Genomic DNA, 23333 nt, shown 5'->3' on the forward strand with positions numbered 1-23333 from the left:
TTTATAGAAGTAAGTGAGGGGCAAAATGCGCAATTTCATCCTCGTTCTGTTCCTAGTGAGTTGGTCTAATTCGTCGGCGTGGGCGCAGTTTAAGGACGAGATTTCCGAGACCGGGCACCTAGATCGGATAGTTCACCGAAATGAGAAGTTTGCATACTTCTTGTCGAATTCTCAATGGAGAACAAGAAGGATATTTGTCTGTTGGGAACCTTCAATCAACGACCATGAAGACGAAAAGAAATGGGTGCAGGAAGCAATCTCAAAGAGTTGGGAACAATATTCTAAGCTTGAATTTTCTGGGTGGGGCGTCTGCTCTAATCAAAATAGAGGTATTCGGATTGCCATCGAAGACATAGGCCCGCACGTAAAGGCTTTAGGTTCATTTCTTGATGGGATGCGAGACGGCATGGTCCTTAACTTTTCATTTAAGCAATGGAGTTCCACTTGCCGCGAAAATGAAAATATGCGGCGAGACTGCATACGTTCCATCGCGGTGCATGAATTTGGGCATGCGATTGGGTTTGCGCATGAGCAAAATCGACTTGATAGGGAAAGCTCCTGCTTCGAACGACCACAAGGATCGAATGGAGATGCATTACTCACGCCTTACGATGCTCGTTCCGTAATGAACTATTGCAATCCGAGGTATAACAATAATGGAGAGCTGAGCGACTTAGATATAGTGGCAGTTCGGCAATTGTATGGAGCGAAGTGATGAAATCCCATGTTCGTAGCATTCTATTCGTAGTTGGTTGGCTGACAATACGTAGCTGCTTGGCGGACTGCACCCAATTAGCTTGGGTTAGAGGGCCGGGCGTTGAGTGGGAAAAAAGAGTTGCGCGGTCTCAGTCAGCACCGTTCAATGAAGAGCAGCATAAATTTGTCTTAGTTAACGCCAAGGCAATGGCAGAATCGCCGAGGGCATCTTTAGCACGGATGGCCCTAGGGCACACTCTCAATTCGATGCAGTCATGGGCTATCTACAGTTTTGAAGAGAGCCAAAGGAGAGCTAACCCAGAGGATGAAGAGATTGTTACCAATCTACCGTCGTCGTTGTTTGACTGCATAGTTCGTCCCGAGTCGATGCTTCTCCTTAGTGATGGATTGACCAACCATCATTACATGGGTGTCGTGAGCGTCAGCAAGAGTAATGTAGTTGTCACTGACGCTTTTCCGGAGGAATTGTTTCTTGTCAAAGGCGACAACATATTGGATGTGAAATTTGAAAAGCAAAAATTGCAGAGTGGGTTGGTAGTTTTCAATCTTGAGAAGAAGGAGCTACTGAAGCTCTTTAAGGTGGCAGAGAATCTCACAACGTTCTCCGAAACAAAATCTCTGGCGTCGCAGATTAAGGACTCAACCACGCGAGTCAGTATCCTGCATAACTATTTGAGAAATGCCCTATTGGGTCGCCACTATTCAACGATAGAGGAATCAATAGATCTAGAGGAGTTTTCGAGCCGCATACTTGAAGAGGCCCCCGTTCTTTCCGTGAGCAAACTTGCGACTCTCGCCGCGTATTGTGTCTTTGGCTGCGGCGATTCAGTGCGAAACAAAATACTTCAAAGAGTTAGAATTGAAGCGCCAGACTCACCTCGACGAGAGCAAGAGACACTGGTCTCGTTTGCCGCGTCACATGGATTGCAAGAGCTTACGGAAGAAGTGGGAGCGTATCTCATTTTTCGGAAAAGGCAGGACCTGCTTACCCTATTCCTACCCATTGCCGAAGTACGGTTGAAGCAAAGCTTCCGCATCAGAGGTATGCGGAATGCATATTTCTACTACTACGATCAGGATCATTTCTTGGCTCATACCAAAGAGCTCGATCTCGACATCAAGAAATATATGGTCAAAACGTATGGACCTTCCTATGATTACGCTACTCTGCGATTGAGAGCAGGCCGCACAATCTTATTTGATGTCCCGAACGAGGTTCGCCGCGAAATATTGGTTCGTGAGGCAGAATATCTCGATGCCAGAAGGAGTCCTGAGCTAGTAGACCCGGCTACTAGTTTGAGCCTCGAAATTGGAGATTCTCGCGGCTATCGGTACCTATGGCGATATGAGCGCCGGGAGGGGCAGTTTGAGCCCGCACTTGTTCATCTTGCGAGATCATATCGGTTGGCTGCAAATGCACACTCCGATAAGGAGATTTCGGTGGTGACTGAGGACCTCAAGGAATTTCTCGCCGAGCATCCAGAATACCGTCACGAGCTTCCGCGCGATCTGAAGATACTGCTGATGGTGGATGGAGCTACTCGGTAATAGCGAACGACGCTCTGCAAGGAAAAGCCGGATCAGTATCGCGCGTGGTCCAGATTTGCAGTCTAGTGGTAGTCGTCCTTTCGGTCTGGATTGTCACGGTTGTGTCCGCAATAGCGCTACGCGACAACGACTTAGGTTGGATCGTAGCTGCGCGAGGACCTTTAAGCATAAGTTATTGATTCATCGAAGGATTTTTAATGCTCGGTGTTGTCGTACTTTTCGTGCAACGTGTGCTTTTTTCGCAAGCGCGCGCAGCCCAGAGTGCTATGCGGGTTTCGTGGAAGGGTAATCGAATGAAAGGGGCTTCCCCATTCCGATACCTGCGTATTGCGGCTGTCGGCTACATGGTGCCACGATGGGGTTGCGAACGTCCCATCAACCGTGAGGGAGAGCGTACAAAAGTGCGGGAGGTCGAAGTTTCAGGCCGCCTCCAAGTCCCATTCGTAGTTGCGGTACCCCCCGCGTCAGAATAGTTGCCGCGTCTATAGATTCAAGAACCCGGGGGCGGCGATGAAGGACGAGATTGGCTCGATACGGAAAATCATTCAAGGCCCGAGCGGTAGCGAGATTGCCGCCGCCGGAGAGTTCCGCGCTCAAAAAGCCCACCCAAGACACCCAAATGAGCCTGCTGTAGTGGCAATCCGCGAGGACGACCTATACAGATCAAGGACTTACGTCGGTTGGTGTTGAACTCGGGTGTACGACCTGCTCGAAGAGATCGACGGCCTGCGCGAGCAGGACAGGCAAGCTGGGCGGCCGCCCTCAGTCGTGCTGAGGAAACTCGATCGGGCGCTGGATGAATTCGCGACCTATATCGACAACAATGCCGGCGCCATCGTCAACTACGGGGAGCGGTACCGGTGCGGGGAGCGCATCGCAACCGGCTTTGTCGAGTCCACGGTCAACCAGGTGATCGCCAAGCGGTTCGTGAAGAAGCAGCAGATGCGTTGGACGCCGCGCGGAGCACATCTGTTGCTCCAGGTTCGTACTCAAGTCCTAAATGACGAACTACGCGCGTCCTTCCAGAGGTGGTACCCGCGGTTCGGCGCACAGGCTCAGCCGCCGCTCGCGGCGTAGCGGGAAAAGGATGCTGCGCTGCACACCCCCAAGAAATGGACGGTCTCCGCGTTCGAGAGGTGGCATCCGCGCTTCGGCGCTCAGGATCAGGCGCCGCTCGCAGCGTAGGCAGGAAGCAAGGATGCTGCATTGCACACCCCCAGGAATGAGATGCTCTCCAATCTAGAAAGCCACACCGTCTCTTTGTTACTGTTGCTCCAGCACCTCAATAATCTTGCGGGCAAAGACGCTGCAGTGGTCGCCGCTGCGCCCGGTCACTAGGTCGCCATCTACTACCACGTCCTCATTGACATAAATCGCACCCATATTTCTGATGTCGCCGATCAGGTTATTACTTACAACCACTTGGCGACCTCGCACCAGTTCTGGCGCAGGCGACACTAACCACATACCGTGGCAAATGATGCCCTTGAGAATGCCTTTTTCCGCAAAGGCACGTTTAAGGAACTCGGTCGCTGGAGGCAGCTTGTTGACATCCTCGGTATAGCGCAGCCGATCGGAAACCATACCCGCAGGCACAATAATCGCGGCGAAGCTTCGGAGAGTCTCGTCATCCATATTCTCGAAGCTCTCATTACAGTCGAAGGGTGTCTGAAATGTAAGCCCGTTGAATGTCAACTGGCGTTGCCCCCATAGGCGGCTCAAAAAGTGAACCTGCGCACCTTCTTCGGGAAAGCGAAATTTATAGTACCAGATTTCCCTATCCTCGAAATACTGCTCAATAAAAATTCCTATCTTTTTCCCTTGCAGTTTCATGTTTTTTACCTTGAAGACGACTAATGCACTCCAACCAGAATCTGGAATCAAAATTCATTGGCTCCTCCATTTGAAATTTTACTTAATGGCCCAATGGCCGAATTCCGTTATGCCTAACAATAGTTAATAATAATCAACATGGCTACCCAGAGCCGTGATTGCGGTTAAGCTCCTTTTTCAGAACTTCTCGTCTCTGCTATTTTTGGAATTGCTGAGCGTGCTGAAAAAAATGTATCCATTTCTGCTGATACCGTCTGCTCGACTTTGTTAAGTAGTTCTTCAGTTGCTTCGCCCAGTGCCTTCGAGACCTGATCGTGATTGGTTAGCTGTCTGGCATTAGCCACTTTGACATCCCACAATCCAATCAGTGTCCTTAACTGGACAATCCCCTTGCTATATTCCCTCCAAGTTGTGCGCCATTGATGCAAGCCATCTAAGCCACTAGCAGCCGCTATTAACAGTGACATCAATGTAACAATCATGTCCACCCGGCGCTGTGTGACGAGTTCAGAACCAAAATTTGTAACGAAAGGGATTGCCAAACTGATAATCAGCACTGCGGCGCCAAACCACTGGGCGTAGAACTGTTTCAAGGCTACTTTGTCAGAATAAAATTTGAACTGCTTGTCTGCACAATCAGACTTAATTTTGTCATAGGGAGCGAGAATCCCATTAAATTCTTGATCATCCATTGTCCGTCACCTTGACTTGCATTGTGTTAACTAATTCGGGCAGCATGTGCGCTTGGTTGACATAAACAATTCTCTCGCAGATCGTTAACTATAGAAACGTGCATTTTTTGCATAGTAGAGTTACTACGCGCATCAGCTGTCATCTGGATCGGAAATTACTTGCCGGGCGTACAACACATTACCGCACCGACATAGATCGCCCAGGATAGGTGCGCCACTACAAAAAATCCTGGCGGCCACATCAAACGTTTAATGAACCTGGGGAAGTCCGCCTTATAAAATTCATGCCGCGCCTTCTCGGTCTCCTTAGTTCCAATGTATTCCGACAGAGGTTTGCTTTGTAGCGCAAGCTTGTTGGCTGCAGTCCAATAGCGTTGGATGTGGTCGCCCAACTCTGAAAGCACGAAAGCGATGTATGCGCTCAGGACCACCCCAGCGAGCGCTGAAAGACACTCGATAAGAAGGAGCCCACGCACCGAAGGGCTCTGGACGAAAAGGTTCAAAGAAAAACCCAGGACAGCGCCGTTGAGTGTCAGAACCCAGGTGGACTGCGCCCATGCGTGCCCCTTCGTTCGCTCGGCGACCTCTTCGTAGAATTTGAAGAACTCGAGCACTTGCTCAGGCAAGAGTTGATCGTCTATCGATGAAGTTTCGCTAGGTGGCACGATTCGGGTCCTTTTTATGTCAGACGTTATTCTGCTAAGCTTTCGGCTCGCGGCAATACGCGTACGAACGTAGTGCTATTGGGCGGACCCAGGACAGCTCAGGTTTGTGCCATAGGCGACTGGTCACCAGCAACAGATGCAAGCCGGCTTTTCAACGTTCCGCCTTGCAGCCCAACCTCTGCTCGGTGGCCCGTTGGCGGTGCAAAAATCCGCGCGAAGCGGACCGGCCGTTCTAAAAGCGGCCGGGCGATGCGCTCGGCTGTCAGTCTCAATCTGCGACTTCATACCGAATCAGCACGTAAGGGGGCTCGGCTTGGTAGGCGGCAAGGGGAAGTTTGATTTCCTGAGATTGACTCGCTGTGACCGTCGTGACGGAATCAGCTGGATGTTGAATCTTGAGTGTCTTTCCCCGCAGCAGAAACGGGAAATGTTCGATTCGCACGGTAATTGACGGTGGTGACGCAGCAGTGTTCGACTGTTTGTACCTGCTCCATTCAGTTGGGAAGTCGTGCTTCAGGTCGAGAAGCAACCATAGCCCAGCCTTGGACTGGCCCTCCGCCAGTAGCGCATTCAGTCCTCCCATCGCCGCTGCCTGCGCATCCGTCGCGAGGGACAGCCCGCCGTCGCGGGCGGTATAACGCATGTGCAGGACGACGTCGCTGATGGTGTCGTAGTCGAACGGACGGAATTTCTTGGGGAGTGCAAAGCTCCAGCGCGAGATTGCACCGGCGCCTTCGAAGGTCATGAAGCGATCGTCACGAAAGTTCAGCTCGAAGACTCCGGCATCGTTTTGTCCCGTACTCGTTGCAATGGCTTGCGCAGGCAGGTACGAAGCCTTCCGATCGGCCGCGAAATCGGGTTCGTCGCGAAGTTGGCTGGACAGGAGCGTCAAGGTCCCGCTCACGCCCATGTAGGGCCCCACCACGCACGGCACCGAAATGCTCACGTTCTTGATACGGCGGAAGTAATGGCCAGGGAAATCGAGGTCGAAGAGCACTTCTGCCACGTCAAATTCACATGTGCCGTCCTTGCGAAGCTTCACCAGTGCCAGCGGGTTCAGTTGCCGCAACGACAAGTGCTTGGTGATTTCCAGCTCTCTGCGGTTGTGCTGCAGATACCCCATTTCCATGCGCTTCAAATCCGCGTGCAGTCTTTCACCGGATAGCAGACCTTGGCGCAGACCGTCCCACTGGCCGAACTTGACGAAGGTGGCGTCGGAGCCCAATTCGAACTGGAACGCGCGTTCGGCCAACCGCGCAGCGTCGTGCGCCATCTTGTAGGCCTGCGAGTGCAGCATACCCAGTTGGCCACTCATCCAGTGATAGAGCTGGTCGTTGGTGAACTTTCCGCGCATGTAGTCGTCCACCTCCTTCGCCTGTTCGATTTGCTCGACATGGTTCTCCAGTTCGGCTTTGACCAATTGCTCCCGAATCTGGCTGGCCAGAATCTGCCGGTCAATCTGCTGCAGCTGTTTCAGGGCTTGATTGCTCTGATAAGCCCATTCATCGCGGCGGCGGAAGTGGCCGCCTACCAAGCTGTGTAGCGACGCGCGGTTCTGGTGCTGTTGGGAAACGATGCCAAAGACCTCTCCGATAGAGGTGCTGGCTGTCCCCAGCGCCGTCATTGCCTTGCCGACACTCTCGGCAGTGCCACTCTTGTCAGAAATCGATGCAATGAATGCGGCTGAAGCAACCACATGACATCCGCTGCCCACGGCTCGCGCGATGCCGCTCGCTTCCGACCAAGAATTCGCCGTCAGGATGTCGTCCAGCTGGAGGTTCTCATGAGCGATCAGTCCAAGCCCGCTCCGATCTCCCCCTGCCGTATCCACAGCGCCGCCCAAGAGGGATTCATCCCCCGCAGATTCGCCTTCTCCGGGTACGCGAACATCGGCTCGCCCTAACAGCCGCTGATAGTGGCGGAACGTCTCAACCAGTTGTATGCGGCCGGCCCGCAGTGAACTGATCGACGCCTCGGCCTCCTGCCTCGCAAGTTGCTTCACCTCCCTAACGAGGCGAAGCATCGAGATCTCATTGCTCGAGCGAAGCAATGACAGTTGCTCTGCATCCCCCTTTTCCAATGCAGAGAGCAGTGCCGCACCGAGAGTCTTAACCTCGACGGTCAGTTCGGCTGCTCGGGCAGCGAGCGTCTGGTAACGGTACGTTGGTGGGGGCGCATACAGGCCCTCTATGACCTGTGCCAGATCAAGGCCCGCAGCGGTAGCGCGAATCAACAGTTCGGGATCGATTGGCGGCGCCATTAGTGGCAGGTCGCGGCTCACGCCGTCGATGTTTCGACAATGCCGGATGTCGAAAAGACGTCTATCGACAGTTTTCCAATATGTCTGCAGTTTGTCGTTCATTGGCACGCAGAAGTACAGGAACCCGGCGCCGTCGGGTGCGTCATCGCGCCGTATCGACGAACGCACTGGCGGACTCCGCGCCGGCATAGCGGCCTTAATCCACACATTGGCGAATTCGTCCCACCGATTCGCCATGCTGGCGTACGTGAGTGGGGTCTTCCGCTCTCCTCCCCTTTGCACACTCGGGCGCGGACCCAGCATTCGCGATGCCAGCACGTAGAGCAGGATCGCCTCGTTCACCGATTCGCGAGTATCGCGGCGAAACAGGTTGTCTGCCCAAGCAATCAGATTGTCGAGATACGAAAATATGACGCGCCACAGGAACGCAATGTGACGCTTCCGCGCAACCAGGAAAGGTCTGAAGGGCGAACTTGCCCACTTCTCTATGAGCGCCCTGATGTCTTCGACCTCCTCTGGTACTACCGCGCCAGTGGCACCCGCAGCCATCGCCAACGCCCGCAACGTCGACTGCATGTTCCTGGTGGTGTCCAGCGCCTTGAACGGCAAGAATTTCAAGTACTTGCGGGCATCCGCTCCGGGTTCGCCCTTGGTCGGGTCGAGAACGCAACGCAACCATTGCTCCGCCTCTTCGAAGCGATGCTGCCGAGAAAGTTGTTCGGCGATCAGCAACGGCGCGTGCAGGAACACTTCCCAGTTGTAGGCGGCGTATGGCATGCGCTGATCGAAGGCCAGCTTTCCGCCCGCTTGCTCCGCCCAGAAGGAGGCAGCACCTCCGCTGGGCAAGGGAAGGTCCTCAGTGCCGAATGTGCCAGTCTGGTGCCTGTCGGAGAACAAGCCTTCGGCTGTGGCAAGCGCAGGCCGATAACCCGCTGCCTCTCCGTAGGCTCCTGAATATACCGTCCAGCGTACAAGAGGATCGTTGCTGGAAGGACGGACATCGATAATGCAGGCTCCTGTCTTCTCGCGATAGGCCCAGACATCAGGTGCTTCCGACAACTCACGCGCAGAGGAAGCCCCGACGATCCAGAAGTCTTCCACAGGGAATTTCGACATTGCAGTAGACCCTGATGTCGCCGTCGGAAGCCTGAATACGTCGACGGAAGCGCCCTCCTTCATTAATCGAAGCGGCAAAGTAGCGGCCGACATTTTCTGATTGCCATTCATCCAGAACTCGCAGCCAGCGAGTGGCTCGAGTCTGTTCGTGACAGTTATTGGCTCAGGCCAGGTCACTCGCCCCTGTAAATCCAGAGTCCAAGTCGCAATCGGAGCAAAGTCAGTTGCCACAGAGATCCCTAACTGCTCTAGTGTCGGGAACGAGTCTGAGTCTCCTAATATCGTCTGATCGATAACAAGTACCAAACTCACAAAATTCAATTCATTGATATTTGTTGCTCCGATGGTGGTCACGTGGGCAGCGCTTGTGAGAGTAACTGGCGGCCAGGATTTCAAAGTCAGGACAAGGCGAGCGACGGCGGTGAGTTGTGGGATCTGCACTGCTTGAAGCGGTGCACTCCACGGCGCCAAAGGCGTCCAAATAGCTATACCGCTTCCTAGTGGAACGTTGCCAAACCCATCTGACAACTTTAGATCAACCGTGCAGTTAGGTAGCCCGGACTCCAGTCGAGCGTAGCCAACTTGCCCATCGTTCTTAGCCTTCACCCAGCACTCCCAGTGGCTAACTATCAGGCCTGCTGCAATTTGGAAAGTGCTGCTTTCCAATTCGAAGGGCGATGTCGACTTTACTTTGCGCTTTCCATTGGAATCCACTTCATGGCTCAGCTGTCGGATGACACTGCTCGACGCCGCTGCTTTCTGGAAGTACCAGGTATTCTTCCCAGTGACCCATGGAAGCGAGACAGCGGGCGCCTGGGGTGGCTCAATACTAAGTCCGCTTTGCGTAGTGCCTGCATAGCAGTTGATCATGGCCCCTTGCGCGGCCTGACAACGGAATGCAAACCCGTTCCGCTCGTCTCTGAAGGGAACGACTTTGCCCTCCCACGCTGTACGCGTAGTTTCGACCTTATTCCACGCACGACCGTTAAAGCGCGACCATGCGAACCTTAGCTGCCAACGCTCCTCGCCCTTGACCTCCTTTTCGGAGCGCTTGAATGTCGGCCATGCCACGTGCAAGTCGCCATTCAGCACGAACGGCAGGACGTGGTCGCCCTGGATGTCGAGATCGATCCGTTGCCACGGTAGCCACTCCATCGACTCTTTCCTTCCGAAGTCCGTGCAACTTCTCCAGAAGTAACGATATGGCGGGTTCGGTGAGCGCCCCACCAGGTACAACGTGCGCGTGCTGCCCTTTGTGCTGCCCTCTGTGCTGTCCTCAAACATGCCGAGCACCTCGATCTGGCCAGTCTGCGCGACGTCGTCCAGAAACTCCGCATATGAGTCGCGTGCCAGATCCGCGGTCAACTCGCCTTTGCCGAGAGCCGCCTCAAACTGCCCGAAGCTTGACGATTTGTCGTCGCGCAGTTCCGCATAGAGCCAGTTCTCGGGGAAAAGGAAGACCTTCCGATTGGCCTCCCAGACGCGGTAGTTGCGCATCCAGACCCAGCGTCTGCGCAAGGTTTCAGATGGTCTAACCTTGGCCTCCAAGCCGAACAGGATCCTTTGTGCGAGCAGTTGGATCGCTGAAACGGCTTGCAGCAGCCGCGACGTCTTCATGCAAGGCGCCATCTGTGAGTCGATCAGATATCGGTCGTAGAGCTCATCGGGACTTTGAAGGAGGTCGCGATGAACGAGATGCGCCACCAACGCGTCGCGCTGCATGGCGCGCAGCTTGTTCGAAATGCCCGCAAGCGTTCCCGGCCACGCATCGACCCCCACACGCGCCTGGAGCAGCTCTCGAGCAACGCTCGCGCCCCGTTCGTTGGCGGAAGTGTTGGCGAGGCTCGCGACCTGATTGTCGGTAGCGCCAAGCTCGCGGGCCAACTGCGCAAGATCGAATATGCGTCGCAAGCCGTCGGGTGCTCTGAGTGCCGCACTACCGGGGACTGCTGCCCGCCTCGCCAGTGCGAGAACTTCTTCGGGCGCGAGTTGCACGCGCTGCGCAAACTCTGCAAAGTCGCCTGAGTCGACGTTGGCGGGCGAGATTGCGAGATGATCCAGCGTGGCCAGGACCGCCGTGGCGCCCAATCGATCCGGATTGCACAGCCAAGCAAGGTCGAGCAGTGCCTTCCACAAGACCCATTGCGGCAGCCAAGCCGGGTCTTTCGCGGGTGCAAACAGTTTCGCCAGGGCGATGGGCTGCAGGCCACCCGGTCCGACCATGACGTGATCAAACAACTTGAACGTCGCTACGCCGAAACCAAGCCGTTTGAGCGCCAGCAAGAACTGATCCAGTTGGCGAACCCAAGCATACAGATTGCCGAAGACCGCCTTCGAGATCGCCGGCGCGGTGCTGCGCTTGATGTCCAGAAATGTATCGGCAAGCAGCGCATCCGCTGCGGAGCCGTTGCCGATCTGGAGCCTCCACCCCGCCAGCTCGTCCACCATGGCCAGGGGAATTGACAGTGCAGAAGCCAGAAGGTTTCGCAAGCGCACCTCTCGGCTGATTAGCATGGCGCGTCGCAAAAGGGGCGCGCAGAGCCCGGCTGCATCGAGATGTCCAGCATTTCGTAGCAGGTCCAATACTTCTTGCCGCGGGAGGAATCGAGCCCGCTCGTTCGGCTTACGTGGCAGCGCGGGAACCGGGGTCTCGTATAGGACGTCAGCCGCGCGCTTGAGATCAGCGTCCGCAACTGTGCTGCCCCCAGCAGCCGCAGCGACGCAGGCCGCCAGATGGCCGATCTGCGACGGATCGAACCATGGTCCGAGCGCAAATTGCAGTTGATCTTCGATCCCACCAGACAGCGGTTTCGGAGCGGTGATGGCGCGCAATTCGGCCTGCAGGGACTGCAGCCACGCGGTGGTTTCATCCTCACTGCGAAGCGACTTGCCGAGGCTGAAGCCCAATTGCTCGACTCGCTCGGATGGTAGGAGAACCACGGCCGTTTCCTCAACGGTACCGCCAGCCTCCTTGATCCGTCCCGCTGCCGCAATGAGGTCTTCCAGCACCGACATGTCCGCCCCTGGTGCAAGCGCGTCGAGGCGCGTGCACTCCATCAACAGCAGGAGCCGCCCAACGTTCAGTCCAAAGGCCTTTGACAGCACGGCGTAGCGATAGAGCCGAGTAAGCGTGTTGACACTGAGCGCATCGGCCAGGGGCGGGTGCAATTGAGGGCCGATGGCAACAAGGGCCAGCAGGGCGGGGGCGCTCACGCTCAGAAGGCTCGCCAACGCGCCCACAGCTTCGGTGATGCTCGGGGCTGGTGCGGCCGCCAGTGCCCCGCCGCCATCGAGTTCGAAGAATCGCCTATGCTCGGCCGGCAGCCGGGCGGGCAGGAACACTGCTTCATAGAGAGTGCGAACAGGCTCTCCCGCCACCGAAGGCGACACACGAATATCGCGAAGCGGCATGCGCAGGCCCAGCAAGGACTCGATGGGAATCGCCAAGTGATGTTGCATCGCCTTGAGACGTGCCACTGCATGCAGTACCTGCCCATCCAATAGCCCAGGGCCGGCTGCGGCTGGCTTCGATGCCGCAATGGCGCCGTCCATTGACGGGATGCTCCAGTCCAGCTTGCGCCACAGGCGTATGAAGCGATGAAGCCGGTCTAGGTGCCTCCCGGTCAGGCCTTCTACAACCATCTGGCTGGTCTTGCATTGATTTCTGTTGAGGATCTTAAGTTTTGATCCAAGGAACGCAGTGCCCACCAGCAGGTCCAAATCGTTCAGCGTCACCCCGGCCCGATCGAGCATGATGGAGACATGGCCCAGTACCTTCAAGGGCGCGCCGCTGACTTGCTGATTCGATGCAGCGTCCAGCACCGTGACGTTGCCGGAGCCGTCCGGAACAAGCCCCCACGCACTCCAAAGGGCGGCTCCAGAACGTGGGGTGACGACAAGTTGGTATTCCGGTGTTGCGCCGCCCGATGGGTCGAACGACAGCCCCAGCGTCTCCGCGGCCCATTGCGCGGATGGAGTACTGGGCAACGAAGTCAACAACATCGACCGCGACAGGCCCAGTGTCTTGAATAGCATTTGTGCCTCGGCATGCGCGAGGTTGAACGGCAATGTCCATGGAAACAGCGCCTGCGACAGACGGCGATAGGCGTCCCGGTTGCGATGTTCAGGAGCCGCATTCAGGTCGAGCCCAGGCGTCGAACGCAGGTACGAGATGGCGCGGATCCCGATGATTTTCTGCGCCGGCATTTGCACCAAGGTCCAGCGCCGTACGCCGTCTTCGATGAACCAGCGCTTTGCGGACAACGCCGAAGCCGGGCTTTCAGTTTGGACTACGAGCGTCGGCCCGACCACGCCGGTGGTCTCCCTGAGCGCCGCAATCACTGTAGGATCTCTCGGGAATCCGAGCAAAGCCTCTGCTGTACCTCCCGCCGGCACGGGAATCGTCACGTTAACCCCCACTGCGTTTTCCAGCACCTCCAGCACGAGGTCGATGTAAGGAATCTCGGTCTCCGCGTTGGCGCACGAGAGTTGAAGGTCGTAGACATCCGGGCGCCGCAGTTCCAACAGGACCAGAGCGCCCCGGCTCGCAAGGCTCTTTGCGTCCTTCACCTTCTTCAGGTCGAGCGGCACCTTCTTTAGCAGGTTCATCAGATCAACGAAATAGGCGCCAAGACCCAGCACGGACTCGCACGGCCGGCACGCGCATTCGTCAAGGTCACCGAAGAACTCGCGCAGGGTAGGCAATGCCTGCGGGAGATCGTCGGCGGTTATTTTGGTCAAGCCCCCCCCGAACGGCTTTGCGTTGGTGGCGGCAACCTCCATCAAGAACATGTTCCCGACCGCGACCACCGGTTCAAGCGTCGTCACAAAGCTCTCGATGACAGCGCCGGGCACCGATTCCCTCACGGCTTGCCGAGCGACCTCGCTGCCGTATGAAACCGCTGCAGCGGGCGAGTCGATACCCGCGTTGACCAGATCAGCGCTGGCCTCCCAAGTTAGGCCCAACTCATGAAAACGGCCAAGGCTATGTGCCAATTCGCCCATCAGTTCCTTGGCAGTAGCGGCTTCCCTGGCTTCGATGACCACATCGCCGGATTTGAGCCGGGCACCAAGTGATTCTTCGGGAAACTGGGCTTCGACGCGGGCCTGCCATTCAAAGGCGCGCACGCTGGCTGCATCGTCGACGCTGACGCCCTGGCCTCGCGCGCGTTCACTGAGCTTGAGCCAATGGCTCGCTGGCCAAGCGGCCATTGACCCAACGTGATCGGCATCTGAATCGACGCGCTCGATCAGCAGGCTTGCCGCCGCGTCGTCGCCTCCGGTCAGGGTGAAGAGTTGGATTGCCAGCACCAATGCGTCGACTTGTGGCTTGTTGACCGAATCGCAGTCAACGATGCGCCGATATGGTTCGAGATCGTCGAAGCGGATTTCTGCATACACCTCTGACCCCTTCAGCGCGACCGCCTTGTCGATCAGGATTCGCGTTCCTGCGAGCCGCAGCACGCGGGCGTAGGGGCTTGGATCAGGTCGATTGGGGTTGATCGATCGCAGTTGTCGAAGCTGGCGCAAAGCCTCGATGACAGCCCTTCGCTGCACCTTGTCGAGACCGGGGATCAACGCGTTCCTGATTCCCCAATTCAGCGTGTCCATCCATTGGGTTTCCGGTTGCCCGACCACCTGTTCCGGCTCAATGCGACCGCGCGCCTGTGCTTCGGCAAAGAAGAACTGCCACAGTCCATTTTCCGTCAGATGGGGGACATCGACCTCGGAACGCATCCGACGGTCGAACTGGCAACCAAGCACCCACTGCATAAGCGGCTCGGTTGCAAAGGCCGTCTCCCGCGCAAGAAATTCGAGGTCACTGCCGACGATGTCGATGTCTTGCGGCGGCAGCGGGCCCCCGGCGCTGCCCTGGCCCTCGAGCAATGGGCCCACCGCGTCTGACAAGCGGGTCCACAGGTCGACCGGGTCGGGCAGGACGAGTTCGAAGTCCACCTTCTGGTCGCGCACTGCGCCGGGCCGCTCCTGCCTGGCCAATGCAGGCTGACCAACTTCCTGCCTGACTTCCACAATGAGCCAGGGCGCAGCGCGGCGCGGGCGGTCGCCGGTGATGAACTGGGTCAATTCGTAGTCGATGCGATAGCTGCCATCGGCCTCGGTCTGGACGCGCTCACCGAGCTGCTGCGGCTTTCGCAGATCGCGGTCCCATGCCTCGACGATCAAGCTCTGTGGCGCGTGGCCCTGCGAGTGGACTACGCCGCGCACGACCCAGTCCACCCGGCCCATCTCGACGTCGAGCCGTGTCCCCGAAGGCAGGCCATCGACTCGATGCGAGCGGCCGATGACTTCTCCGCTGCGACTCAAGGCCCGCACTATGAAGCTGGCCCTTGTTGAGGCGCCGTCCGCGGCCTGCAACTCGGGTGCAGGGATATGCATCCGGTACTTTCCCATGGCATCGGACACTGTCTCGGCGATGGCGGACTCAGAACGCACGTAGTCGGCATAAGCGACAACGCGGACACCAGAAACGCGCTGGACATTGGCGCGACTCCTGCCGGATGCATCTGACAGCACCAATGCGCCGAGGAGCTGAAACGTGCCTTCATCATCAAACGCTTGACGATCACGCAGCCAAGTATTCAAGAGTTCGGCTGTGGGCGCGTCTACATTTGATTCAATGCTCATCCCGGCTGACGCACGTATGCTTTTCACACGTTCAGTGGTCACCCTGCCGTAGACGCCCCGAGCCAATTCGTCCTCGAGGCCGGCGAGAATCTCATCGTTCAATTGCGCGCCGAGCGGAATCACCTTGACGTTGACCAGGAACACTAGCGCTTCGATGAGATTCGTAACCTGCGGGCCCGTGTCATTGGGACGCAAGGGCGAGGCTATAGGGTGCATGGTCGACCTCCTTTTTTGTGGTGGCAGGCGGCGTGTTGAGCTTGCGGCAAAACTAACTCGTCGAAAGCCTGACCAAGTAGTGCAAACCGCGCGGCGTCGATCGTTTGTTGGCTCAAGGGCTCGGTGCGTGGCGCCATGGCCGGCCCCAGAAGCGTCTTGGCATTGCCGTAGCGGATGCGATGGATGTAGCGATGGGCAAGGCGTGAAGGGTCGTCGGCAACGCTCCGTTGCTGCTCGTGGGCCTGCGTGAGATTGAGGACAGTGCCGTCTTCGGCCTTGCAGTCATAGACGACGGCATTGCCCTTGTCGTCACGCGTTTCGCCGATGAGCCAGCTGAAGATGCGCGAGGGGTCGGCCGGATCGACGATGCGGTGTGAAGCGTCCTTGCCGTAGACGCAGAGAACGTTGTCAGGGGAGATCGACCGCCAACGCGTATCGCCATCGCTGCGGGTCCATCGCTCGACGCGCGCGAACAGGCCCTCGATGCGCGGTCGGTAGCGGCGAATCACGTAGTTCGGCACAGACTCGCGATCGTCCTTGATCGCTCCCGCCGCTTCGAGCACCGGGACGAGATCGTCAGCGCCTGAGATCAGGAACGTGTCGGTCGCATCCCGGTAGAGCGGCAGCCCCTTATCCGTCTTGCGCGTGATGGCCGGAAGCGCAAGGCTCCAGCCGAATCCGAAGGGGCCATTGCCTGACCCTGATCCGTAGCTCAGTGCGAGCTGAGGACCGAATCCGCCGCGGTTTGGCGAGGCGGGCGGCGGAATCGAAAAAGTGGAAGAGCCCGTGACCGGATTGGCGGCGAACTTCTCGCCGATAGCGCGGATGGCGCCACCGCCCTTGGGCATCGAGAGTTCAGGCGGTTTCACCAGAAAGCTCTGTTCGGTGTCCTTGGGACTTGGGACCGCGGATTTCTCCATCGTCGCGCCCTCCTCGGACGTGGGCCAATGTAATGCAACACGAGCTCGGAGACGTCAATAATTTGATGGAGATATTGGTTGCACGCTTGTGGCGCGTTGGCGCACTGCTGAGGGGCATTCGAACGACTGCCTTCCACCCGGCTCTGGTGCAAAGTTTCGGAGTAGCGGAGTGACGTCTCCAGTGAGAGCCGGCTCCGCTTGTCTGAACACGCATCGGCCTGAGGTAAGTGGATTGGCTGCGGTTTGACTCTTTCAATCTTCAGATGCTATGGAGGACTCCCTGCCACTGGCGAGCCCCCTGTTTGCGCTAGAACGGGAGTTCTCAGTCAACGAAACCGAAGGAGCGCAACATGGCTGCACCCGAGACGGACCTTCAAGGCAAGGACAGGACGACTGCATGTGAGCTTTACATGAGCTTGGAGCTCGGTGACAAACACTGGAAGGCTGACCCTCGGAAACGGCAGCCACCGCCCGAGCCGCTGTACGGTGGCCGCGGGAGATGAGGCCTCGGTGCTGGAACGCATCGGCAAGGCCAAGCAGCGTTTCGGACTGAGTGCGGAGGCGGCGGTGCACAGCTGCTATGAGGCGGGCCGCGACGGCTGGTGGCTGCACCGGGGGTGTCCGAATTTTTGTGTTCGAGGCGGTTGGTGATTGGCTCTCGACTTATTTCTCTTCTGTCTTCAGGCCCCTGCCAGGCCGCCGGAGGCGCCCCGGTTGAGCCATGTACTCATGGTTCAACCTCCTGATTTTGCGTTGCCTTGGCCCGCGTGCGTGAATCGCTCTTCGTAGAGGATCGCGAATTGATTCATCGCCTCCTTCCAGTTGTGCGCCGCTCGCCCCCAGTCGGCCGTGATGTTGCGCAGCGCCAGCCAGATCAGCTTGGAGGCCGCGTCATCACTGGGGAAGTGCCCGCGCGACTTGATGATCTTGCGCAGTTGCGCGTTGATGCTCTCGATGGCATTGGTCGTGTAGATCACCCGGCGGATCGAAGGCGGGAACGCGAAGAACGGGATCACCCTGTCCCACGCCCGGCGCCACGCCGCCACCACGGTCGGGAACCTGACACCCCAAGGGCCTTGCGCGAAGGCGTCCAGTTCGGCCTGTGCCGCCTCGGCGCTGGCAGCCGTGTAGATCGGCTTGATGGCCGCCGCGAGCAGCTTGCGATCCTTCCAGCTCGCGTAGTCCAGCGAGTTGCGAATCAGGTGCACGATGCACGTCTGCAGCGTCGTGGCCGGGTACACCGCCGCCAGTGCCTCGGGCATGCCCTTGAGGCCATCGGTGACCGCAATGAGGATGTCGCCCACGCCCCGGGTCTTCAGGTCGTTGAACACCCTCATCCAGAACTTGGCCCCTTCGGTGCCCTCGATCCACAGGCCCAGGATGTCGCGCGTGCCGTCGGGCAGCACGCCCAGGGCCAGGTAGATGGCCTTGTTGCGCACCACCGCGTCTTCCTTGATCTTTACGCGCAGGGCGTCGAAGAAGACCACCGGGTACATCGGCTCAAGAGGCCTGGCCTGCCAGGCGCCGACCTCGGCCATGACGGCATCGGTGACCGAGCTGATGAACTCGGGCGAGACCTCCACGCCGTAGCTCTCCTGCAGGAAGCCCTGGATCTCGCGCATGGTCATGCCGCGCGCGTACATGGCCACGATCTTGTCGTCAAAGCCGGTGAAGCGGCGTTCGTGCTTGGGGATGAGCACTGGCTCGAAAGAGCCTTCGCGGTCGCGCGGCACCTGGATGCGCAGCGGCCCGTCGCCGGCCAGAACGGTCTTGGCGCTTTTGCCATTGCGCTGGTTGGCGCCACTGGTATCGGGCTTGCTCGCGCCGCTGGGGTAGCCGAGGTGGTGCGACATCTCGGCACCCAAGGCGCGCTCGATGAGCGCCTTCTTGAACGCGGCTGTCGCCTCGAGGACGGCTTCGCCGGTCATCGGCCCGCTGACGAACTGGTCAATCAGCTCTTTTGGAATCGACGGCAGCGCCGCCATCCTGGCGGCGATCGCCGCGTTTTTCGCTTTTGTTTTGCTTACTGGCATACATGCTTCCTGTCGTCATGTTATGCCTCGAACACAAAATTCAGGACAGGCTCGCTGCACCGCAAACAGGCACAAACGCCGGCGAGCGAACCTCGACGACTTCGCCGCCGGTGGACGGCGCAGTACCCTTGTCCTTCTGACGCTCGCGTATCCAGGTGCTGAGCTGGTTCGCGTTGACGCCGCACTCGCGCGCCAGCTTCGTGACCGACACGCCCGGTCGCATGCACGCCTCGATCAGCTCGCGTTTGGCGACCGGATCGTAGACGCTGCGGCCATCGCGCTTGCGACTGATCACCAGCCGTTGCGCCAAGTCCCCGACATCGAATTCCATTGACATAACAAACCCACGTAGTTAGGTGGGTTCGTAGACTCTCAGCATCTCTCGCGACCTTCAAGGACGTGGTTTGCTGACCGCATACCAACGATCTGGGGTCTTTCGTCAAGGGGTGGGCCCACCCTCACGACCTCATCATCGAGAAGCAAATCGCAAGTCGATACGGAATGGCTAGGCCGATGTTCGATCCGAGCGCGCCCTGCTCCCGAATTGGTTGAGAATATCTACGAAGTAGCGCTCTGAAAAGCCAAAAATAAAAGCCCAAACGAGCGATTTGGCGTAGTCGGTTGGTCCAGAGGGTCTCCAGTAGCCCAGAAAGGTTGGCAGCGTCATGCAACCGTTGCCTCCCTCTGCGCAGCGGAATGCAGGGAACGTTGACCCCTGAAGCAGCCCTGCTGCGAACATCCCATAGCCGGCCACAGCAGCAATGAGTCCTATGAGCGGTGGAATGGACGAGTAAGCAATCAAGTATGGATTAAATGTTCCAAAAAGAACTACGTACTGCGTTCGCGGAAAGATGTCCTCAAATGCGTACAGTCGCCGCAGGCAACTCACGAACCCTCCCATAGCACCCGCCATCGCTACAAGAAGCAAAACTGGCGCTTGTCGATCAGCATCATCTGGTTTGCCTGGATGCAAAGTCGGGTCCGCGAGTATGACAGCGGTGGCAAGCAAGGCAGCCACTGCGGCAGTAACGACGAAAAGCCACAGGACCATTAAACGATGTGCATCGAGTTGATCTTTCGGGAAGGGGTCGATTTGGGCGGTTGGAGTTTGCGAGTCAACTTGCATGCTGGTCTCCAAGGCTCGAGTAAACCCAGGAATTCCGGGCGCATGAATACTGTGACCGTCGTTGAATGGATGCGCAAGCGGTCCCTAAGATGCCAACGAACCGCAGTCAATCACCAAATCGCGATGCTGCCGCCGTCGAGAAGTCAATTACCGCACTCAGGCGCAGTCCTCTTGCCTTGGTGGCGACCTCCAACGAATGTCCCGCCCTGCTCGCGCAACTTGAGGCCGTTCAAAGGCAGCGGAACAGCCTTGTGAAGGGCTCGCGCAAGTCAGCGTCAATGCCGTAGGTGCAGGGTGGCAGAGCGGTGTCGGACTGCGCCTGCACAAGTGCGCGGGGCCGAGCGGCCCATAACGGCTCTGGTGCGAATTTTCGACGTGGCCGAATCGCCGCGCGAGTGCGTCGCGCCGGTCAGGCAGAAAGCACAGCATTCCAAATCGCAGGCGCAGCTTAGCCTCGAAGACGAAGCCGGGCGAGATTGAACTGTCCCTTGCGAATGCGATGCAGCAATTCCACGCCGGCGTCACCGCCGCTCTGTCGAAGACTTTGAAGCCGAGCATGGGGTTGATGCGCGACTTCACGCCCCGATGGTCCTGCTCGATTATGTGGTTACCTGGCATGCTTTGTCTCTCCCGCCTTCCCGGCGTACGGGTCGATGCCTCCGGCGGAGTATCGTTTCCGCACCGGGATAGGGGCGACGGGAGCATGTCTTTCGGGCAGGCCGGAGTACCTGATGAGCTGCGAGCTCGGGTTGTTAACTGGCTGCCCCTTCGATCTGCCCGGTTGCGCTGCGAGCGCGAATCCGTAGGTGTCGTGTTGCCCGCGAGCTTCCGCCGTGTGCTCATCACTTCAGGAGGCGCCTATGAGAGTCATCGCCTTGGATGTTCATCGCAACTTCGCGCAGGTCGCGATCCGCGAGAACGGCCTCGTGAAGGATCACGGCCGCTTCGCCATGGCCGGCGATGCAGTGCTGATTGTTGCCGCTACGCTGACCAAGGAAGACGACGTCGTGTTGGAGGCGACCGGCAACACGGCGGTCATCGTCCGGCTGCTGACGCCCTTCGTGCATCGCGTGGCCATCGCCAACCCCATGCAAGTGCGGGCAATCGCCTGGGCCAAGGTGAAGACCCTCAAGATCGACGCCGCGACGCTCGCCCGCCTGCACGCGGCGCAGTTCCTGCCCGAGGTGTGGATGCCCGCCGAGGAGGTCGAACTGCAACGCCGCTGCATTGCCGAGCGGGCCAGCTCGTGTCGCAGATGACCCGGCTGAAGAACCGGATCCAATCCATCCTCCACGTCAACCTGATCGCACGCGAGACGGGACGCATCTACAGCAAGAAGGGGCGAGCGCGGTTGGAGGAACTGCCGCTGCCGCCGGATCAGCAGCGCGTGGCGCTGCGCCATCACGATGAGCTCGACCGCCTTGCAGTGGAGCTGGCCGTCATCGACAAGGAACTCGCGCAGCGCGCGCTCGACGATCCAAACGTCAAGCAGCTGATGACGATCGGCGGAGTCAACTCGATCGTGGCGGCCAGCGCCATCGGCGACATCAAGCGCTTCTCAAGTCCCGAGAAGCTCGTGAGCTACTTCGGCCTGAATCCGAGCGTGCACTAGTCCGGCGACCACCCCGCCTACCACGGACACATCATTCACCAAGGCCGCGGCCACGCCCGCGGGATGCTGGTCGAAGCAGCCTGGGCTCTGGCGCAAGCCCCGGGGCCGCTGAGTGCCTTCTTCCAGCGCATCAGTCTCAAGCGAGGCAAGCAGGTCGCCGCTGTCGCGCACGGTCCGTACTACCAGGTCAGCTACACGCGCAAGGGCAAGAGCAGCACCAAGTTCGTTAAGCAGAAGGAGTTGCCCGCGGCGCGCAAGCAGCTCAAGAACTACGAGCGGATGAAGCTCCTGACGGATCGCTGGATCGACCTGGCAACAGAACTCTCAACTCTCCGGCTCAACAAAGAGATCGATTGAATCGCATCGAGAACTTGGCACTCTCCAGGATCTACATGGGAGAATCGCAAAAGGCCGATTTTACCTGACGGGGTTCATCGCGGAGTTTCGCGATGGCAGTCTCGCAACCATCGAATCACTGTTCCGAAACTATTCGCCTGAATACTACGAGAGCGTCAAGGCGAATGATCGGGCCAACACCGGCACCGGTCGATTCGCGTTCTGGCTGACTGGCGCGCTGCGTTGCCCCTTCGGCGAACTGATCGAGTACCACCACTTCGCGTACTTCAGCATCTTCGAAGTCGAGCTCATGCTCTTCTTCCAGGACGGGTTCCTGGTCGGGCAGCGAATCATCCACCACGAACGCATCAAGCACGAACCCCGCGTTACCGAGTCGCCCTGGGACAGGGTTGTGCGACGTGCAAAGACGCGCCATCTTGTCCATGCGCGCCCGCCACCTCGTCACGAACAGCAGCAGGCGAAACAATCTTGAACCACGGACCCATGCTAAGAATCCATGGAACGAGCTGGACGCCCGAATGCATGGCACAGTTGATGAGTGATCTCAAGGTGCCCGTCGGAGGCTGAAGTCCTTGGGAAGCGCCGACGAATTATTCATGCGCTCCCATCCTTTGATGCGGTGCATCGGAATATGCAGCGGCCAATCAGCAGGCAGTGCCATCCTTCATGACCAGTCCACCGCTTCGGTGGACGGCGCGTATTCCTCGGCTGTTCCGTTCACAAGCTTGTGCGTGATTTTAATCATCTGGTCTTGCCCAATGGCCTCCAGAACGTCGTCGAGCAACGCTGCGTCGATGTCCGCAAGTTGCCGTGCCAACCCGTCTTGAACTATCCGAACCCGCGCCCCCCTATTTTCGGAAGGATTGCTGGATAGTTTGCTCTTCGCTGTCTCAATGATCGCGTGGTTGCCAAGCGTCCTGGCTTCTCCGAGGGAGCCGAGATGACTCCGCAATTGCAGGATGCTGAGGGCGGCTTCATAGCTCATGAACATGTCGTTCACGCGCGGATCACACTTGTAGTAGCGAAGGAGCGCGCTGCCCTCTCCAAGTGAGGGCCTCCACCCGCACCACGATTCCGTCCGCCTCGAGTTGGCGCAAGTACCGGTGGACTATATCCGCTGGTTCTTTTTAAGAGCCGACGCATCCCAATTCGATAGTAGCGGCGCGCAATGTCGCTGGCACTTTCGGGCGACGCTTCGGAGGATCGGATGGATTCCAACAGCTTGAAATATGCCGTTGCCACCATGGTGCTTCCCCTTTCATGCCTATGATCACTGGACGGTTATCCAAAGTTTGACATGGACGTTACTGGGACAGTGCAACCCGTTGGGAATGGAATCGTCCATCTTCGGAGTCGAGCGTATTGGCCGCGCCGCATTGACACTGGTATGACCGACTGAGCTCGTTTGGCAGAACGTGACCGGTCATTTCGGTCATCGTGACCGACGCCGATGAGGGCGTCGCCAAATGTCGTTTCGGTATCGTGACCGCCCGTTTCGGCGATCGTGACCGCCGGTCCGGTGGCGGGTGCTGCGTAGGGGGTGAAGTCTAGGGTCGGTGGAGTGGGGTCAGGTCAGGATTTGGCCTCCTGAAG

General features: G+C 58.1%; 15 protein-coding genes and 2 pseudogenes. 6 read left to right on the forward strand and 11 right to left on the reverse strand.

What is annotated here, in order from left to right; all coding sequences use genetic code 11:
* Positions 1-25: 25 nt before the first annotated feature.
* From QTI66_RS31755 to QTI66_RS31765, 3 genes and pseudogenes are all read left to right on the forward strand, one after another.
* Positions 26-715, forward strand: a complete 690-nt coding sequence (locus QTI66_RS31755; RefSeq protein WP_286564343.1) for a M57 family metalloprotease — start codon at positions 26-28, stop codon at positions 713-715.
* Positions 715-2265 carry a hypothetical protein gene (locus tag QTI66_RS31760; protein ID WP_286564344.1) on the forward strand — a complete coding sequence of 517 codons (1551 nt, stop codon included), beginning with the start codon at positions 715-717 and terminating at the stop codon, positions 2263-2265. The genes QTI66_RS31755 and QTI66_RS31760 overlap by 1 nt, the downstream gene beginning before the upstream one ends.
* Positions 2266-3054: 789 nt before the next feature.
* Positions 3055-3342, forward strand: a pseudogene (locus QTI66_RS31765) (ISKra4 family transposase); the annotation flags it as partial.
* 186 nt (positions 3343-3528) lie between these two features.
* Here QTI66_RS31765 and QTI66_RS31770 read toward each other — a convergent pair.
* The 9 genes and pseudogenes from QTI66_RS31770 to QTI66_RS31810 form a co-directional block, all read right to left on the reverse strand.
* Positions 3529-4098 (reverse strand): DJ-1/PfpI family protein, encoded by a 570-nt coding sequence (locus tag QTI66_RS31770; protein ID WP_286564345.1) that lies wholly within the window; start codon positions 4096-4098, stop codon positions 3529-3531.
* Between the two features lie 164 nt (positions 4099-4262).
* Positions 4263-4790 carry an SLATT domain-containing protein gene (locus QTI66_RS31775; protein WP_286564346.1) on the reverse strand — a complete coding sequence of 176 codons (528 nt, stop codon included), beginning with the start codon at positions 4788-4790 and terminating at the stop codon, positions 4263-4265.
* Between the two features lie 155 nt (positions 4791-4945).
* Positions 4946-5416 (reverse strand): hypothetical protein, encoded by a 471-nt coding sequence (locus tag QTI66_RS31780; protein WP_286564347.1) that lies wholly within the window; start codon positions 5414-5416, stop codon positions 4946-4948.
* Between the two features lie 307 nt (positions 5417-5723).
* A complete protein-coding gene (locus QTI66_RS31785; RefSeq protein ID WP_286564348.1) occupies positions 5724-15692 on the reverse strand; it encodes a Tc toxin subunit A-related protein in 9969 nt (3322 codons plus the stop codon).
* A complete protein-coding gene (locus QTI66_RS31790; RefSeq protein ID WP_286564350.1) occupies positions 15680-16612 on the reverse strand; it encodes a SpvB/TcaC N-terminal domain-containing protein in 933 nt (310 codons plus the stop codon). Before QTI66_RS31790 ends, QTI66_RS31785 begins: the two co-directional genes overlap by 13 nt.
* A 734-nt stretch (positions 16613-17346) precedes the next feature.
* Positions 17347-18645 (reverse strand): IS256 family transposase, encoded by a 1299-nt coding sequence (locus QTI66_RS31795; protein ID WP_286564351.1) that lies wholly within the window; start codon positions 18643-18645, stop codon positions 17347-17349.
* A 40-nt stretch (positions 18646-18685) separates the two neighbouring features.
* Entirely contained in the window at positions 18686-18976 is a 291-nt protein-coding gene (locus QTI66_RS31800) for a transposase (RefSeq protein WP_286564353.1), read from the reverse strand.
* A gap of 174 nt (positions 18977-19150) precedes the next feature.
* Positions 19151-19771: a hypothetical protein gene (locus QTI66_RS31805; protein ID WP_286564355.1), complete on the reverse strand. Its 621-nt coding sequence runs from the start codon at positions 19769-19771 to the stop codon at positions 19151-19153.
* A gap of 448 nt (positions 19772-20219) precedes the next feature.
* Positions 20220-20398 (reverse strand): annotated as a pseudogene (locus QTI66_RS31810) (IS6 family transposase); the annotation flags it as partial.
* A gap of 233 nt (positions 20399-20631) precedes the next feature.
* Between QTI66_RS31810 and QTI66_RS31815 the strand changes: the two are divergent.
* The 3 genes from QTI66_RS31815 (at position 20632) to QTI66_RS31825 (ending at position 21740) form a co-directional block, all read left to right on the forward strand.
* Positions 20632-21030, forward strand: a complete 399-nt coding sequence (locus tag QTI66_RS31815; RefSeq protein WP_286564357.1) for a hypothetical protein — start codon at positions 20632-20634, stop codon at positions 21028-21030.
* Positions 21027-21383 (forward strand): transposase, encoded by a 357-nt coding sequence (locus QTI66_RS31820; protein WP_286564359.1) that lies wholly within the window; start codon positions 21027-21029, stop codon positions 21381-21383. The genes QTI66_RS31815 and QTI66_RS31820 overlap by 4 nt, the downstream gene beginning before the upstream one ends.
* A 63-nt stretch (positions 21384-21446) precedes the next feature.
* Complete coding sequence (locus tag QTI66_RS31825; protein WP_286564361.1) at positions 21447-21740, forward strand: DUF6788 family protein; 294 nt, start codon at positions 21447-21449, stop codon at positions 21738-21740.
* A 115-nt stretch (positions 21741-21855) separates the two neighbouring features.
* Here the strand turns inward: QTI66_RS31825 and QTI66_RS31830 are convergent, their stop codons facing one another.
* Positions 21856-22164, reverse strand: a complete 309-nt coding sequence (locus QTI66_RS31830; RefSeq protein WP_286564362.1) for a hypothetical protein — start codon at positions 22162-22164, stop codon at positions 21856-21858.
* A gap of 240 nt (positions 22165-22404) precedes the next feature.
* Complete coding sequence (locus tag QTI66_RS31835; protein ID WP_286564363.1) at positions 22405-22725, reverse strand: hypothetical protein; 321 nt, start codon at positions 22723-22725, stop codon at positions 22405-22407.
* Between the last annotated feature and the right edge of the window lie 608 nt (positions 22726-23333).

This window comes from Variovorax brevis (genome assembly GCF_030317105.1).
Lineage (GTDB): Bacteria > Pseudomonadota > Gammaproteobacteria > Burkholderiales > Burkholderiaceae_C > Variovorax > Variovorax brevis.